This window comes from Lonsdalea quercina (assembly GCF_900107885.1).
Classification (GTDB): domain Bacteria; phylum Pseudomonadota; class Gammaproteobacteria; order Enterobacterales; family Enterobacteriaceae; genus Lonsdalea; species Lonsdalea quercina.
Genome location: NZ_FNQS01000001.1, coordinates 590,701 through 606,494, shown reverse-complemented (window position 1 = coordinate 606,494; position 15,794 = coordinate 590,701). Strand labels below are relative to the sequence as shown.

At 55.5% G+C, this 15,794-nt stretch carries 10 protein-coding genes; all 10 read left to right on the top strand.

The window, feature by feature from the left end; genetic code table 11:
- Nucleotides 1-3 precede the first annotated feature (3 nt).
- The 10 genes from hcp to tssA all read left to right on the top strand — a co-directional run bounded on the left by hcp (nt 4) and on the right by tssA (nt 15,762).
- On the top strand, nt 4-495 hold the full coding sequence (gene hcp, locus BLU64_RS02685) for a type VI secretion system effector Hcp (RefSeq protein ID WP_026742271.1): 492 nt from the start codon (nt 4-6) through the stop codon (nt 493-495).
- 62 nt (nt 496-557) lie between these two features.
- Nucleotides 558-866 carry a hypothetical protein gene (locus BLU64_RS02680; protein WP_026742272.1) on the top strand — a complete coding sequence of 103 codons (309 nt, stop codon included), beginning with the start codon at nt 558-560 and terminating at the stop codon, nt 864-866.
- Nucleotides 867-1,027: 161 nt separating this feature from the next.
- Nucleotides 1,028-3,694, top strand: a complete 2,667-nt coding sequence (gene tssH, locus BLU64_RS02675) for a type VI secretion system ATPase TssH (RefSeq protein WP_074727844.1) — start codon at nt 1,028-1,030, stop codon at nt 3,692-3,694.
- Nucleotides 3,691-6,180: a type VI secretion system Vgr family protein gene (locus tag BLU64_RS02670; RefSeq protein ID WP_026742274.1), complete on the top strand. Its 2,490-nt coding sequence runs from the start codon at nt 3,691-3,693 to the stop codon at nt 6,178-6,180. The genes tssH and BLU64_RS02670 overlap by 4 nt, the downstream gene beginning before the upstream one ends.
- Nucleotides 6,181-6,196: 16 nt before the next feature.
- Nucleotides 6,197-6,991 carry a T6SS immunity protein Tli3 family protein gene (locus tag BLU64_RS02665; RefSeq protein WP_051625474.1) on the top strand — a complete coding sequence of 265 codons (795 nt, stop codon included), beginning with the start codon at nt 6,197-6,199 and terminating at the stop codon, nt 6,989-6,991.
- Entirely contained in the window at nt 6,984-8,996 is a 2,013-nt protein-coding gene (locus BLU64_RS02660; RefSeq protein ID WP_026742275.1) for a T6SS effector phospholipase Tle3 domain-containing protein, read from the top strand. The genes BLU64_RS02665 and BLU64_RS02660 overlap by 8 nt, the downstream gene beginning before the upstream one ends.
- Nucleotides 8,997-9,042: 46 nt before the next feature.
- Nucleotides 9,043-9,306, top strand: a complete 264-nt coding sequence (locus tag BLU64_RS02655) for a PAAR domain-containing protein (protein WP_026742989.1) — start codon at nt 9,043-9,045, stop codon at nt 9,304-9,306.
- Nucleotides 9,306-10,736 (top strand): hypothetical protein, encoded by a 1,431-nt coding sequence (locus BLU64_RS02650; RefSeq protein WP_026742988.1) that lies wholly within the window; start codon nt 9,306-9,308, stop codon nt 10,734-10,736. Before BLU64_RS02655 ends, BLU64_RS02650 begins: the two co-directional genes overlap by 1 nt.
- A 5-nt stretch (nt 10,737-10,741) precedes the next feature.
- The gene (locus tag BLU64_RS02645; protein ID WP_074727842.1) at nt 10,742-14,161 is read left to right on the top strand and encodes an ImcF-related family protein; all 3,420 of its coding nucleotides are present in this window, start codon (nt 10,742-10,744) and stop codon (nt 14,159-14,161) included.
- Nucleotides 14,161-15,762 (top strand): type VI secretion system protein TssA, encoded by a 1,602-nt coding sequence (gene tssA / locus BLU64_RS02640; RefSeq protein ID WP_026742986.1) that lies wholly within the window; start codon nt 14,161-14,163, stop codon nt 15,760-15,762. Before BLU64_RS02645 ends, tssA begins: the two co-directional genes overlap by 1 nt.
- Nucleotides 15,763-15,794 lie beyond the last annotated feature (32 nt).

Below are 15,794 nucleotides of genomic sequence, written 5' to 3'. Positions count from 1 at the left end.
TCCATGGCAATTCCTGTTTATCTTTGGCTGAAAGACGACGGCGGCGCGGACATTAAAGGGTCTGTGGACGTTCAGGATCGTGAAGGCAGCATCGAAGTTGTCGCTCAGGAACATAACCTGTACATCCCGACCGACAACAACACCGGCAAGCTGACCGGTACCCGTATCCACACCCCGTTCCTGTTCACCAAGGAAATCGACTCGTCCAGCCCGTATCTGTACAAGGCTGTGACCACCGGTCAGACCCTCAAGTCTGCGGAGTTCAGGTGGTACAAAATCAACGACGCGGGTCAAGAAGTGGAGTACTTCAACACCAAACTGGAAAACGTGAAGGTGGTGAAAGTCAATCCGGTGATGCATGACATCAAAAATCCGGCCTTTGAGAAGCACAACCATCAGGAAATGGTCGAGTTGCGCTACGAAAAAATCACCTGGACCTACAAAGACGGCAACATCATTCATTCCGATAGTTGGAATGAACGCGCTACGGCATAAGTTTTTTTACCAGGTTAAAAATCAGACGGCACACGGAAGTGTGCCGTTTAAAGGAGGTATATATGGCAAATCTGGCAGAGTGGGCGACTCACTGGCAGAAAGACCCGCGTTTCAGTAAAAACTACACGGCACGCCTGGTAGAAAAGGCCTGCTCGCTGGACTCCCAGCTTAATAACGCGTACTGCGCGGGCACGCTTAAAGTCATTGCCGGCCCTCACCGAAAAGCAGGGCCGGGTGGCGGTGGCGACGCCCGCTGGCACATGACGTTGCAGCCGAAAGCTAATGCCAGTTGCTGGCACATCATTCTGGATAACAGCGTGACACGCCCCGTTCAGGTTGATAAGCGAGAACGGCTGGGTCACAGCTTCTGATGATGCGACCGGTACAGGGGCATCGCCTGGCCGGTCAGACGCTCTGCAAAGAACCACACAATTCTGAAATTCGACCTAATGCGCTTTAGGTGCTTTGTATACAAAGAAAAGCGATGGGCGGTAGCGTGTCCGAAAGGTCCTCAACAATGAGTAAAGTGAGCATGGAAAACCCTGCAATCCTCCTTCGACGTCTGAATCCTTACTGCGCCCGTGCGATGGAAGGGGCCGCCTCCTTGTGTCAGACCCGCGCCCATGCGGAAATTTTGCCGGAGCACTGGCTGCTGAAGCTGCTCGAACAAGGAGAAGGTGACCTGACGGTGCTGGCACGCCGCTACGAGTGGGACATGGATGCGCTGTGGCAGGATTTGCTCGGCTGGCTGGATAATCAACCGCGTTCGGTACGCAGCCGCCCGCAGTTATCCGCGGATATTCAGAAACTGATGCAGGAAGCCTGGCTGCTGGCCTCGCTTGCCGGAGAGGAGAGTATCCGCAGCCATCACCTGCTGATGGCGTTGACGGAAAACCCACGACTTGCCCACTGCGACGGTCTGTGGCCACTGCTGACGCTCGGGATGAGTCAGCTTTCCCGACTACGCCCGCTACTGGATGCACAATCTGATGAACGCCCGGAGCTGCAGTTTGAGGCTGAACTGGCCCAGGAGCATGGCAGAGAGGTGGCGTTTGTTGGCCGCTCGGTTGGTGCAGAGCTGAAAGAGGGAGAACTGACCCCGGCGCTACAGAACGCGCTGGATAAATTCACCCTCGACGTCACCGCCAAAGCGAAAGAGGGCAAGATTGACCCGGTGTTCGGCCGTGACACCGAAATCCGCCAGATGGTCGACATCCTTTCCCGTCGCCGTAAAAACAACCCGATTCTGGTCGGCGAACCGGGTGTCGGTAAAACCGCACTGGTGGAAGGCCTGGCGCTGCGTATTGCCGAGGGCAACGTCCCGGAATCCCTCAAGCCGGTGATCCTGCGCACCCTTGACCTCGGCCTGTTGCAGGCGGGCGCCGGCGTGAAAGGCGAGTTCGAACAGCGGCTGAAAAACGTCATCGATGCGGTGCAGCAGTCACCGGTGCCTGTCCTGCTGTTTATCGACGAAGCCCACACCATTATTGGTGCCGGCAACCAGGCGGGCGGCGCGGATGCCGCGAACCTGCTGAAACCGGCGCTGGCGCGCGGTGAACTGCGCACTATCGCCGCGACGACCTGGTCCGAATACAAACAATATTTCGAGCGCGATGCCGCGCTGGAACGTCGCTTTCAGATGGTGAAGGTGGATGAGCCGGACGACGATACCGCCTGCCTGATGCTGCGCGGTCTGAAATCCCGCTATGCCGAACACCACAACGTACACATTACCGATGACGCGGTGCGTGCCGCGGTTACGCTGTCCCGTCGCTACCTGACCGGCCGCCAGCTGCCGGACAAAGCGGTCGATTTGCTCGATACCGCCGCAGCCCGTGTGCGCATGAGCCTCGATACCGTGCCCGAACAAATTGTGCGCCTGAAAGCGCAGCTGACCGCACTGGAACTGGAAGAGCAGGCGCTGCTGGAAGATATCGCCGCCGGCAGTCACCGTCATGGTGATCGCCTGGGTGTGATTGAGCAGCTGCGGACCGAGCTGGACGCGCGTATTCAGGAGCAGGAAGGCCGTTTCCGCCACGAAAAGGCGCTGGCGCAGCAGCTGATGGCCAGCCGACAGGATATCAGCCAGCAGGCTGAAATTGCCGACCTGCAACAGCAGCTGGCGCAGGCGCAGCAGGGCGATGTGCTGGTGCAGGTGGATGTCGACACCCGCACGGTCGCTAACGTGATCGCCGACTGGACCGGCGTGCCGCTGTCTTCGCTGATGAAAGACGAACAGACCGGGCTGCTGAGCCTGGAAAACGAAATCGGCAGCCGCGTCGTCGGCCAGGATGCTTCCCTTGAGGCCATCGCTCAGCGCCTGCGCGCGGCGAAGACCGGGCTGACGTCCGAAAACGGCCCGCAGGGCGTGTTCCTGCTGGTTGGCCCGAGCGGCGTCGGTAAGACCGAAACCGCGCTGGCGCTGGCGGATGCGCTGTACGGCGGCGAGAAGTCACTGATTACCATCAACCTGTCCGAATACCAGGAGCCGCACACGGTGTCGCAGCTGAAAGGCTCCCCGCCGGGTTATGTCGGCTACGGTCAGGGCGGCATTCTCACCGAAGCCGTGCGCAAGCGTCCGTACAGTGTGGTGCTGCTGGATGAAGTGGAAAAGGCCCACCGCGACGTGATGAACCTGTTCTACCAGGTGTTTGACCGTGGCTTTATGCGCGACGGCGAAGGGCGCGAAATCGACTTCCGTAACACCGTCATCCTGATGACCTCCAACCTCGGCAGCGACCACCTGATGCAGTTACTCGATGAACAGCCGGAGGCCACCGAAGGCGACCTGCACGAACGGCTGCGTCCGATCCTGCGCGACCACTTCCAGCCGGCGCTGCTGGCCCGCTTCCAGACCGTGATTTATCGCCCACTGGCGGAGGCAGCTATGCGTACCATCGTGGAAATGAAGCTCGCCCAGGTCAGCAAGCGCCTGCATCGTCATTATGGCCTGACCACGCAGATTGATGAGAGCCTGTACGACGCGCTGACCGCCGCCTGCCTGCTGCCGGATACTGGCGCGCGTAACGTCGACAGTCTGCTCAATCAACAAATTCTGCCGGTACTCAGCCAGCAACTACTCACCCACATGGCGGCGAAGCAGAAGCCCAAATTACTGACCCTGGAGTGGAGCGACGATGAGGGCATCGTGCTGGCGTTTGCCCCCTGGAATACAGAGACAGAAGGAACTGACGCATGAGTACGAATCTCCCGATAAGGTTCAGCCACAACCACCACCTGCTGTCGGTTAAAGGGTGTGAGCCCGAACTGGACGTACTGGCCTTTGAAGGTAACGAAGCCCTGAGCACGCCGTTCAGCTATCGGATTGAATTCACCAGCGCTGACCATGCCATCAGCAAAGAGATGATGCTGATGAAGGCCGGCTCCCTGAGGCTGCAGGCCCCGGTGGACCAGGGCTTTGGTATTAAGGTTCAGCAGCCGGTGCGGGTAATCCAGGGCGTGGTGACGGGCTTTGAACGCCTCAGCACCTCAAAGGATGAAACCCACTACGCCCTGACGCTCCGGCCACGCCTGGCGCTGCTTGACCGTTCGCATCAGAACGCCATTTATCAGGACATGTCGGTCCCGCAAATCGTGGAAAAAATCCTGCGCGAGCGTCACAACCTGCGCGGCCAGGATTTTCTGTTCTCGCTCTCAAAAGAGTACCCGCGCCGTGAGCAGGTCATGCAGTACGGAGAAAACGACCTGCACTTTATTACCCGCCTGTTGGGTGAGGTGGGTATCTGGTTTCGCTTTACCACCGACACGCGCCTGAATATCGACGTGGTGGAGTTCTGTGACGGTCAGCAGGGGTATGAAAAAGGCCTGACCCTGCCGTCGATTCCGCCTTCTGGGCAGCATTCGGAAGGGGTGGACTCGGTCTGGGGCATGGAGAGCCATCATAACGTGGTGCAGAAGCAGGTCAGCACCCGCGACTACAACTACCGCCAGGCCACGGAAGACATGAACACCCAGGTGGATGCAACCCGCGGCGACAGCACCACTTACGGCGATGCCTATCACTATGCTGATAACTATCTGACGCCAGGCAGCGCGTATGACCGCAACCCCGCCCCGGAGTCCGGTGCGTTTTACGCCCGCATTCGTCATGAGCGCTATCTGAATGGCCAGACCCAGACCCATGCCATCACCAGCTGTCCGACTCTCTCTCCGGGTATGCTGCTGAACGTCACCGGCGGCTACGAAGTGGCAGAGGTGTTTGCTCAGGGCGTGGTCATCACGGCGATGCACAGCCATGCCCGCCGCGACCGCGATTTTGAAGTACATTTTGACGGTATCCCGGACAGCCCGGATTTTTGCTTCCGCCCGGAGCCTGGCTCACGCCCGGTGATGGCCGGCACCTTACCGGCCCGCGTCACCAGCACCACCGAGAACGACACCTACGGCCATATCGATAAAGACGGCCGCTACCGCGTCAACATGCTGTTTGACCGCGACAACTGGGAGACCGGGTTCGAGAGCCTGTGGGTGCGCCAGTCCCGCCCCTATGCCGGCGATACCTACGGTCTGCATCTGCCGCTGCTGGCGGGCACCGAGGTGGCGATTGGCTTTGAGGACGGCAACCCGGACAGACCGTACATCTCCGGCGTGCTGCACGACTCGGCCCACGGCGACCACGTCACCATCCAGAACTACAAACGCAACGTGCTGCGCACGCCGGCGAACAACAAAATCCGCCTCGACGATAACCGCGGGCAGGAGCATATCAAGGTCTCCACCGAGTACGGCGGCAAGAGTCAGCTGAATCTGGGGCATCTGGTCGACAGCGAAAAACAACAGCGCGGTGAGGGCTTTGAGCTAAGAACCGACAGCTGGGGAGCCATCCGGGCACAGAAAGGGCTGTTTATCAGCGCTGATGGGCAGGCCATGGCGCAGGGCCAGGTGCTGGAGATGGGGGCAGCCCTCGCACGGCTTTCAGCAGCATTAATGGAGATGGAATCCCTTGCCGCCAGTGCACAACAGGCTCAGGCGCTGGCTGCCGATGTCAGCCGTCAGCAAAAACTCCTGAAGCAGAAAATTGAACAACTGCATGAGGAGGTTATCCTGGGTAGTGCGCCAAAAGGAATGGCACTGGTGAGCGGCGAAGATATGCAGTTATCAGCCAGTGATAATCTGACGCTGACGGCGGGTAAACAGCTGGATGTCGGTGCGCAGAAGGACTTTACGCTGGCGGCCGGTAAGCAACTCAGCCTGTACAGCCGTGAAGGGGCTAAACTGTTCAGTTCGCAAAACGATATTGATATTCAGGCTCAGGGCGGGAATATCACCACCTGGTCGACACAGGACACGCATATTTCGAGTGGCAAGAAACTGGTCGTTACGGCCCAGGACGAGCTGACACTGATATGTGGCGGTGGCTATATCAAAATTAAAGACGGCAATGTTGAGGTTGGCGGCCCTGGCAAACTACTTATTAAAAATGCCGGTATCAAAAAAGCAGGTTCAGGTAGCATGCAGGGCGTGATGAAGTCATTTGAGCCATCGACATTTGATGAGAAATTCGTCATTACCCATCCTGTTACAGGAAAGCCGCTGGCAAATCAGAATTATGACATTCATATGCCGGATGGGAAGGTTCTGTCTGGCATAACAGACAGCTCTGGAAACTCATCGTTAATAATGTCCAAAGCGGTTGATGGACTGAAGATCGTTCTGAAGAAATAAAGAAAGGAATAGGGTTATGATAAATATAATTATGCGTCTCTGCTTTATATATGGTGTATTTATCCTGAGTGGTTGTGTGGCTGGTCCTTATGGTGGCGGTGTTGCTTTTGTGAATCCTTTTTCTGCAATGCAGAATACGCAGGCAGCGCCGGAAAAGAAAAAACAGCAACCTGAGGTGTATGGCCCTCCGCAGATAATTTATCGCATTGACAAAGATCGCTACTTTACGCTTGAAGAGTACACTCGCTGCGAAAATGGAAAAACATTTTATAACAACAAAGCGAAAGGGATCCATACGCAGATATCACCCTCTTCAGGTTATTTATTTAAAGGGCGACTATTCTGGTTGTCAACGCGTGATGATTATTTAGCTTTTCCAATAACAGCAAATGATAATAAGGCTGCGTGTAAGGGTTCTGATAAAGGATGTCTGAATGTTATTGCTGTGACGACAGATGGTGGTAAAACAATACGCTCGGCGCCTTACGGGTCAAATACGCAGGACCCGAATGGCGATACAAAAGACTACGATATGCTGGTGACTAATGACAGCGTTTATATGATTTATTATCGGGGGAGGGGAAGAGTATACCCTGTTGTAGATAGATGGAATTTTGATAATGAGAATGGACTGGGGGTAGCTAAATCAGAGGATGAGTATAGTTTGCTCAGGCCGGGGGAGGTGAAACCCGTTGGAGGTTTCTTTAAAATAGATATGTCAAAGTTCTATCCCAGAGAAGGAGAAGGGAAAATGCAGTGTGACCGTCGACTGGAGCCTGTACAACCCGAAGGGAGAATTTCTGATGAATAACAATAAAACCTCCCCTACACGCAAAGTCGATGTCCTGATGACAGATAACGGCACTCCTTTTGCTTATTCCACTACCTCACATAAAAATGTCAAAGTGAATGCTGAGGTGCGGCCGCCATTACAGTTACCCGGACTAGCAATTTTTGTGCACGGAGTTAACTCTGAAGGTGAGTGGTATAATGATGCTGAGAAAGCATTGTGCGATGGATTAAATCAACGACTGGGCCTTAATGGTGAGCATATACTTGTAGAAAATATATATGCTAAAGGCGATTTTGAAAACTGCGATAAAAATAGCCCGGAATGGATAAGTTGCTATGGTGATAAGAATAATCCAAAAAAGAAAAAATGGATAACACCTCCCCGCAAAATAACCGATGAAGGCCGCTCTCCTGTTATCCGTTTTTACTGGGGATATCGTGCAACAGATAATGATATCGGTAAATATGCAATTCCGCTAAAAAACAAACTGGGTGATAATTATTATGACCTGACTCCTGAGCAGCGAAAAAGCAAAGGTCCATTTTACTGGGGCGGAGGCCCATTCCAGAATGGCTGCAACCAGCTGGTCAGCCTGTGGAGTGATAAAGGATTTGATAACTGGCCTTCTGCGCTTGGAGTTCCTGTCCCCTTCAGTACGCAGTTGCTGAATGGAGAGCGTGACAGGCTGCTCACTGCTGCACCACCTCGGCATTATTATGCCCACGCAGCAGGTCGCCTGGCGAAATTAATCAAAACAATTCGTGATAAACATCCTGAAGACACGGTGACGGTACTGTCGCACAGTCAGGGCACTATGATTGCCCTGGCCGCTGCGGCAATCGAAGCCCCGGATGCTCTGTTTGTGATGAATTCGCCGTATGCCCTGGATAATGAAGCCGCGACCTATATCTCTTATCCGTTGAATGAAATTATCAGCAAAGAGGCCAGAGAGGCAACGTTTGCGGATATCGTGAAAAAAGTGGCCGAAAATAAAAACCGACTGCAGCAACTGGGTTGTGAACGATTACTGGCAGGCGTGTGCAGTGACGGAGACAGCTGGACGCCGGCCGGGAAAACGCACGGTGGGGTACCGGAGCGCGATAACCACGGGACAACCTGGATCTACTGTAACCCTCATGATCGAGTGATGGGCTCTTCGCCGCTTCGCAGTATTGGCTGGCAGGGATTACCGAACACTAAAAGCAGTAATTTTGCTGAATCTCACCCTCTTTTCAAGGCCGCTGGTGACACCTTATACGTGCGCATGCTGGGGCGAAACACACCGTGTGGCGTTGAACCCAACGTGCAAACCCATTTCAGCAACCTTGAGGATGGAAAACCATTCTGGGACAGTACGACATCAATAATGGAAAAATTGACATGGCCTGATCCTGTTAATGGACAGAAACTGACCATTAACGGGCCAATGGTTCCTGAACCGCTGTCAGCTGATGAATTGAAAGATTTTGACCAGGATTATAGGAGCAAAGAAAAGCAAACAGGGGAAGTAGGGTATGGGTATGGCCAGATAGATAAAGACACCATTCAGAACGGAGATATTTATTCTGGTAGCCCTGTTGACTATGATTATCGGTATTATATTTCTCTTTACGGTTACTTTGACCAGAAAATGATCCCCAAAAAAGCCTCTGGTTATTATCAGCCGGGACCCGGTTCAAAAGATGAACGAGTCGGTTATGAAAAACAATCCAGAGCAGAAATGCTGGAAGAAATACGTACTTATGTACAGCGACCGACAGACCACAGTACCTTGCCGATGGATCAGCGCTTCATGAGCAGAGTCGCTGCCTATGATTTACCCATCGGCTACTGCTGGCATTCCTGGGACAGAGAAAGCCTTGCTGAATTACGCCATCAGGCTGACTGGCTGGAAAGTGATGATTATTACTGGACCGGTAAGCTGACGATCCCAGCCATGCCTGCGATTATTCGAAGAGAAGTGGCAAGTGATGCAGTGGAAAAGAAATCCCATGTAATGGAACGTCTGCGCCCTGAAAAATAAATGCACGTAGCTGCAATGCATATACCTTAATCCTAAGGAATGAAATATGGGTAAATATGTTGTCGTATTAGGGGACGCTACCTCTCATGGTGGCAAAGTCACATCAGCCTCATCCAGTTTCGAAATATCCGGAAAAAATGCTGCGCTCCTGAATGATACTGTTTCATGCCCTGAGCATGGCTCAAATAATATTATTGAATGTGATGTTTCTGCCTATGAAGAAAACGGGCGTGGGGTTGTATTACACAACTGTAAAACGCAGTGCGGCGCGAGCGTCATTGCAAGTATGCAAGATGTGGAGGTTGGCTGATGGGATGGTCTTTGCCGGAAATACCTGAAAAAGAGCCAGCAACGGCCTGGTCGCCCTGGGTCTGTCTGTTGATTATTGTACTGGGTCTTTTCATTGGGTTAGTTGTTGCTGTGTTGAAATCACCAACAACAGGATTACCTTCGCTGAGTAGCGGGTACTGGTTACCACTGACGACCTGGACATTTGTGGGCATTTCGGCAGCCATAGCGGTCTACAGTTTCTGCTGGGAAACGCTGGCAATCCGTGTCTGGAACTGGAATGAGTGGTGCCGGAACACGCGTCTGAAGTGGCGCTTACGCGCGCATCAGCATCTTGTCATTCTCAGCCATGTTTTCATCGCTGCAGATACGGGATTGCTGTCTCGTCTTGCACATACACAAGAAGGGGATAGTGCGGACACACCGCCTTTAACGCTGTTGCCGGACGACCCCCTTACGCCCGGTATTTCACGTTTTGAGCAGCTACTTTGTCATCTCATTGCTCAGATAATGCCCTCGATTCGGCGGCGATATCCTTCCGGCCCACTCCAGATTATTGTTCAGACCAACGGTAGCGACAAAGACCGTGAATCTCAATCATTCCATCGTATCTGGTCAGCAGGTTTCCCTCCCTGGAAAGCTGAGATTCATTTTCAGGACGCAGACTCATCCTTTGATGACTGGAATCAGTTTATGGGACCAATAAAGCGGCCCGTACTCATATTGGCGATGCACTATCGGCTACCCGATGATGTTCTGTCTGAATTTGCCAGCGCGTTGTTTATGGTGCATCCGTCGATGCTAAATCAAGGTGAAGGAAAAAATGCGTTACGGATTTTCCGGGCGATGCCGCTCAACATCCGTACGCTTGCAACGGAACTCGGTGAATTACGGGATATGGCCCTCACGCCTGCCAGCACGAAACACCTTGTCTGGCACAGTGGACTGTCAGATGCGCCACGGCAGTCAGTGAGCAGGGTGCTGAATGATCTGTCGGTTCCTCTGTACGACAGCATTGGCACTGGCGGTGTCATTGACTATGACACCGCCAGTGTCCGGTATGGCGGTCTTGCTGGCTGGGCAATGATTGGGGCTGCGGCTGAGATGGCTGCTTATGGCCCCGCCGGCCAGTGGCTTCTTCTCGAAGGTGAAGATGATGCCTGGGCAGTGACGCTCGGAAACGCCGCCCCCGCAGTCGGGCATGATCATTTCGTTATTCAGCCACCCTTTCCCGGAGGGGCTGTTCTGATGGCATTACTGCTTAATGCCGGGCTGTACAGCCTGATGATCCGCTATTTCCCTTCAACTGCATTCTCCTGGTCAGGGATCACTCTTCTTCTGCTGTCACTGATAGTGACATTGCCTGGGCTGGCCATTTTGCTGAGACGAATTACAGCCCGTCTCCAGCGCCCAGAATTTATCAGGGTTGCACGACACTCCGGAAAGGAATAACCGGCATGAAAAAGGTTTCAAAGCCACTGGGAGCTGGGCTACTCATCGTGGCAGTCCTGCTGATGATACTCTTTATTTTTGCACAGACAACGCAGTTGCCCTCCGGTAGTGGTGACGATAATTTCTGGTATGTGCTGGCAGGTTTCATCATCCTGACCGCCACATTATGCACCCTGGTATTTTTTACGTTGTCCAGGCAACAAAATCCCTCTCCCGTTACGCCTGATGGTGAAAACAATCACAATGAAGAAAGAACGTCGGATCAATATGATTTTTCAGCACTGAGCAAGCATCTCAGAAGACGGTACTCGTTCTTCTGGCGCCATAAAGCCCGCCTGTTGTTGATCACCGGCGACGAAGCCGCAATTGAACAGCTGGTTCCCGGCCTGCAACAGCAGCAGTGGCTTGAAGGCAACCGTACCGTGCTGATTTACGGCGGCAGTCTGTCAACTGAGCCGGACAAGGAAAAATACGCCGCGCTGCGCAAGCTGCGTCGCGGGCGTCCCCTGGACGGGATTGTCCGCGTTATGCCACAGTCGCTTAACCTGACCCCACAAACCAGCGACAACGATTTACGCGGGCTGGAAAAAATCAGCGAATTACTGCGTTATTCCGCCCCGGTCTGGCTGTGGCAGCTGTGCGACAGCAACTGGTCGCAGGCAAACCGCCCTGAACAGACGGTCGGGGCCAGTTTCCCGCTGCGCGCAAAAGAAGACGATATTACCCGCCAGCTTGAACTGATGCTGCCGGCCCTGCGGGCGCAGGGGGTGAGCCAGGTCGCCGAGAACAACCGCCACGACTTCCTGCTGCGCCTGGGCCAGCACCTCAAAGACGGCGGTATCGCCCGCTGGGCTCAGCAACTGCTGCCATGGCTCTCTGTTTCCCAGCAGCGAGTGCCGCTGCGTGGCCTGATGTTCAGCCTGCCGGAGAATCAATTTGCTGATATGTCAGAGGGTACCGCTGGTGCGGCACCTGCCGACGCTGAGAAGTATGTCCCCGAATCACAGCGCCATGCCCTGACCCTGTCGGTGAGCTGGCAGGGTATCGTGGACGACTGTACCCGCGTGCGTGGCCGCCGTGTCGGGATGGCGTGGGAACAGACGCTTGCCTGGACGCTGATGGCAATTGTCGGTGTCTGGGGGGCGGGAACGCTGCTGTCGTTCGCGGTCAACCGCCAGCAGATAGTCTCTGTGGCGCAGCAGGCTCATGCACTGGTGGAGCATCCTTCCGTATCGGATTACCAGCTGACCGCCCTGCATACGCTGCGTAATGATGCCGGTCGCCTGCAGCACCGTATTCAGGATGGGGCGCCCTGGTATCAGCGTTTCGGTCTGAACCATAACCAGCAGCTGCTCGACGCAATGCTGCCCTGGTACGGCGTGGCGAACAATCGCCTGATACGCGACCCGGCGAATCAGGCGCTGACACAGAAACTAAATGCTTTGGCAAACTCTGCCCCCAACAGCGACCAGCGGGCACAGCTGGCAAAACCGGGTTATGACCAGCTGAAAGCCTGGCTGATGATGGCCCGTCCGGATAAAGCCGACGGCGCGTATTACGCGCAGACCCTGAAAACCGTGCAGCCGACGCGGATGGGCATCTCACCCGGCCTGTGGCAAAGCCTGTCGCCGGATTTGTGGGCCTTCTACATCACCGAACTGCCAAAGCAGCCACAGTGGAAAATCACCCCGGATGCGCAGCTGGTGAGCCAGAGCCGCCAGGTGCTGTTGCAGCAGATTGGTCGCCGCAATGCGGAAAGCACCCTGTATGAAAACATGCTCAAATCCGTACGCCGTAACTTCGCCGATGTTTCTCTGGAAGACATGACCAGCGGTACCGATGCCCGTCGACTGTTCATCACGGATGAAGTGGTGCCGGGCATGTTTACCCGCCAGGCGTGGGAAGGGGGCATTCAGCAGGCTATCGAAAAGGCGGCAAATTCCCGCCGGGATGAAATCGACTGGGTGCTGAGCGACAGCCGGAGAGCCGTCTCCTCAGACCTGTCGCCGGAAGCCCTGAAAGCGCGTCTGACACAACGTTACTTCACTGACTTTGCCGGCAGCTGGCTGAGCTTCCTCAACAGCCTGCGGCTTAATCCGGCGAACAATATTGCGGACGTCACCGACCAGCTGACGCTGATGAGCGATGTCCGCCAGTCGCCGCTGATTGCCCTGATGAACACTCTCGCCTGGCAGGGGCAGACCGGCCAGAAAAGCGAAGGTCTTTCGGATTCCATCATCAAATCGGCTAAAGACCTCGTAGGCGGAAAAGACAAACCTGCGATTGACCAGTCTGCGTCAGGTCCGCAGGGGCCGCTCGATGAAACCTTTGGCCCACTGCTTCAGCTTCTGGGTAAAAACAAAGGCAGCAACGTCATGGCGGCTGACAACTCCCTGAGCCTGCAGACGTATCTGACCCGCATCACTCGCGTGCGTCTGCGCCTGCAACAGGTGGCCAGCGCCTCTGATCCGCAGGAGATGATGCAGACCCTGGCGCAGACCGTATTCCAGGGAAAAAGCGTGGACCTCACGGATACTCAGCAGTACGGGAGTCTGATTTCGGCAAGCCTCGGCGAAGAGTGGAGCGGGTTTGGCAGCACGATGTTTGTGCAGCCGCTGACCCAGGCCTGGGTGACCGTGCTTCAGCCGTCGGCGGCCAGCCTGAATGACAAGTGGAGCCGCTCCGTGGTGGCGAACTGGCACACGGCCTTTGACGGGCGCTTCCCGTTCGCTGTGAGTAAAAGTGATGCCTCTTTGCCGATGCTGGCTGAATTTGTGCGTAAGGACAGCGGGCGTATTGAACGCTTTCTGACTACTGAACTCAGCGGTGTGCTTCACAAAGAGGGCAGCCAGTGGGTACCCGATAAGGTCAACAGCCAAGGGCTGACCTTTAACCCGGCCTTCCTGCGGGCGATTAATCAGTTGAGCGAGTTGTCGGACATCCTGTTTACCGACGGCAGTCAGGGCATCAGCTTCGAGCTTCAGGCGCGCCCGGTACCGCAGGTGGTGGAGACTCAACTAACAATAGATGGACAAAAACTGCACTACTTCAACCAGATGGCCGACTGGCAGAGCTTCCGCTGGCCGGGAGACACTTACAAGCCTGGGACCATGCTGACCTGGACCTCAGTCAACGCCGGTGCGCGTCTGTTCGGGGATTACAGTGGGACCTGGGGTTTTATTCGCTGGCTGGACCTGAGTAAGCGTCAGCAGCTTGACCGCAGCCAGTGGATGATGAATTTCACCACGCCGGATGGTCGAACCCTGCAGTGGGTACTGCGCTCACAACTCGGAAAAGGTCCGCTGGCGCTGCTGGCGCTGCGTGGGTTCACGCTGCCGGAGCAGATATTCAGTGTCGACAGCGCGGCCACCGCGCAGGCGCTGATGGCTAACACCGGAAACAGTGACATGGACGGAGTCGAATAATGAGCACTTTGCACAATCTGGTTGCCGCCTGTCAGGCGGATGAAACCCTGCTCAGAGAACAGGCGCAGTCCCGCACCGAAAACTGGCAGCCCTGGCTTGCCCCGGTCATTGAAGCGAGTCCGACCGGAGAAGACCCCGGCTATGACGATGATTTTCAGCGCATCCGCGAGGAGGTCAATAAACTCTCCGGGATTGATACCGGGCTGATTTGCACACTTGCCGAAAAGCTGCTGACCACTACCGCCAAAGATATCCGGATTGCTACCTACTACTGCTGGGCGCGTCTGCACCATGACGGCGAAGCCGGCTTTGCCGAAGGGCTTGAACTGCTGGCGGGATTACTTCAGCGCTATGGCATGCAGCTTCACCCGCAGCGGGACCGCAGCCGCAAGGCCGCGCTGGAATGGCTCGCCGGTACCCGTGTCCTGGACAGTCTGTCACTGTACCCGGAGGTCGTACGCGAGGATGCGCAGCGTACCGCCGGGGCGCTGCTGCTTATTCGCGACAGTCTTGAGACAGAGCCGGAAGCGTCACGGCCAGAGCTGAATGCCCTATACAGCGCGCTGGAATCTCGCCTGATGAAGGCCGGTGGTGTGGATGCCGTGGTACCGCAGAACGCAGGTAATAAGGCTCAGTCACAGACATCCACGCATACAATCGAGTCCGACGCGCCAGTTCTGAGCCGCATTACCTCCGGTCAGGATTTGCTGGCCCAGGCCCGTACACTGACCGGGTATCTGCGTGAGCAACCCGATGGCTGGCTGGCAGCACACCGGCTGATGAAAAGCCTACGTCATGACACGCTGAGCGCTATCCCGGCACCGGATGCTGAAGGGAAAACGCGCATCGAACCGCCGCGGGCTGACCAGCGGGCCATGCTCAAACGCCTGTACCTGCAGCAGAGCTGGCTGGAGATACTGGAGCAAGCGGACAGCACCTTCTCGCGTGGCGCCAATCACCTCTGGCTGGATTTGCAGTGGTATATCCACCAGGCCCTGATTAAGTCGGGGCAGGATGTGCTGGCTGACATCATCACCGCCGACCTGAAAGGGCTGCTGCGCCGCCTTACCGGGCTTGAAACCCTGGCCTTTAACGACGGTACGCCGTTTGCCGATGAGGTCACACTGAACTGGATAAATCAGAGCGTGCTGGACGATATGTCCGGCTGGCGTGATGAGCCGGCCAGTGCCGCTGGTGAGACGGGTAACGATATCCTGGCCCTCGAGCCGGAAGCGCTGGAGAAAGCGGACACTGACGGTCTGGATTCCACACTTCACTGGCTGCAGACTCGCCCGGGCACTGACACCACAAAAGACAAATGGCTGCTGCGTCTGTTGATGGCCCGTGTGGCCGAGCAGAAGGGCAAGAATGAACTGGCCCTGCATCTGCTGGGCGAGCTCGACAGTGCCGCACAGTCAATCACCCTCACGCAGTGGACACCAGCACTGTTGTTTGAAGTGAAATCGCGTCGCCTCAGACTGCTGCGTATGAAAGCCACACGCAGTGAAATCGATAAATCTCGGTTACAGCCGGAGATGGACCAGCTTTTGGCGGGTCTGATTGCCCTCGATCCGGCCAGCAGTGCGGTGCTTTGCGGGTAAGAAGATATGGCATACCTTTAAAACACACATAT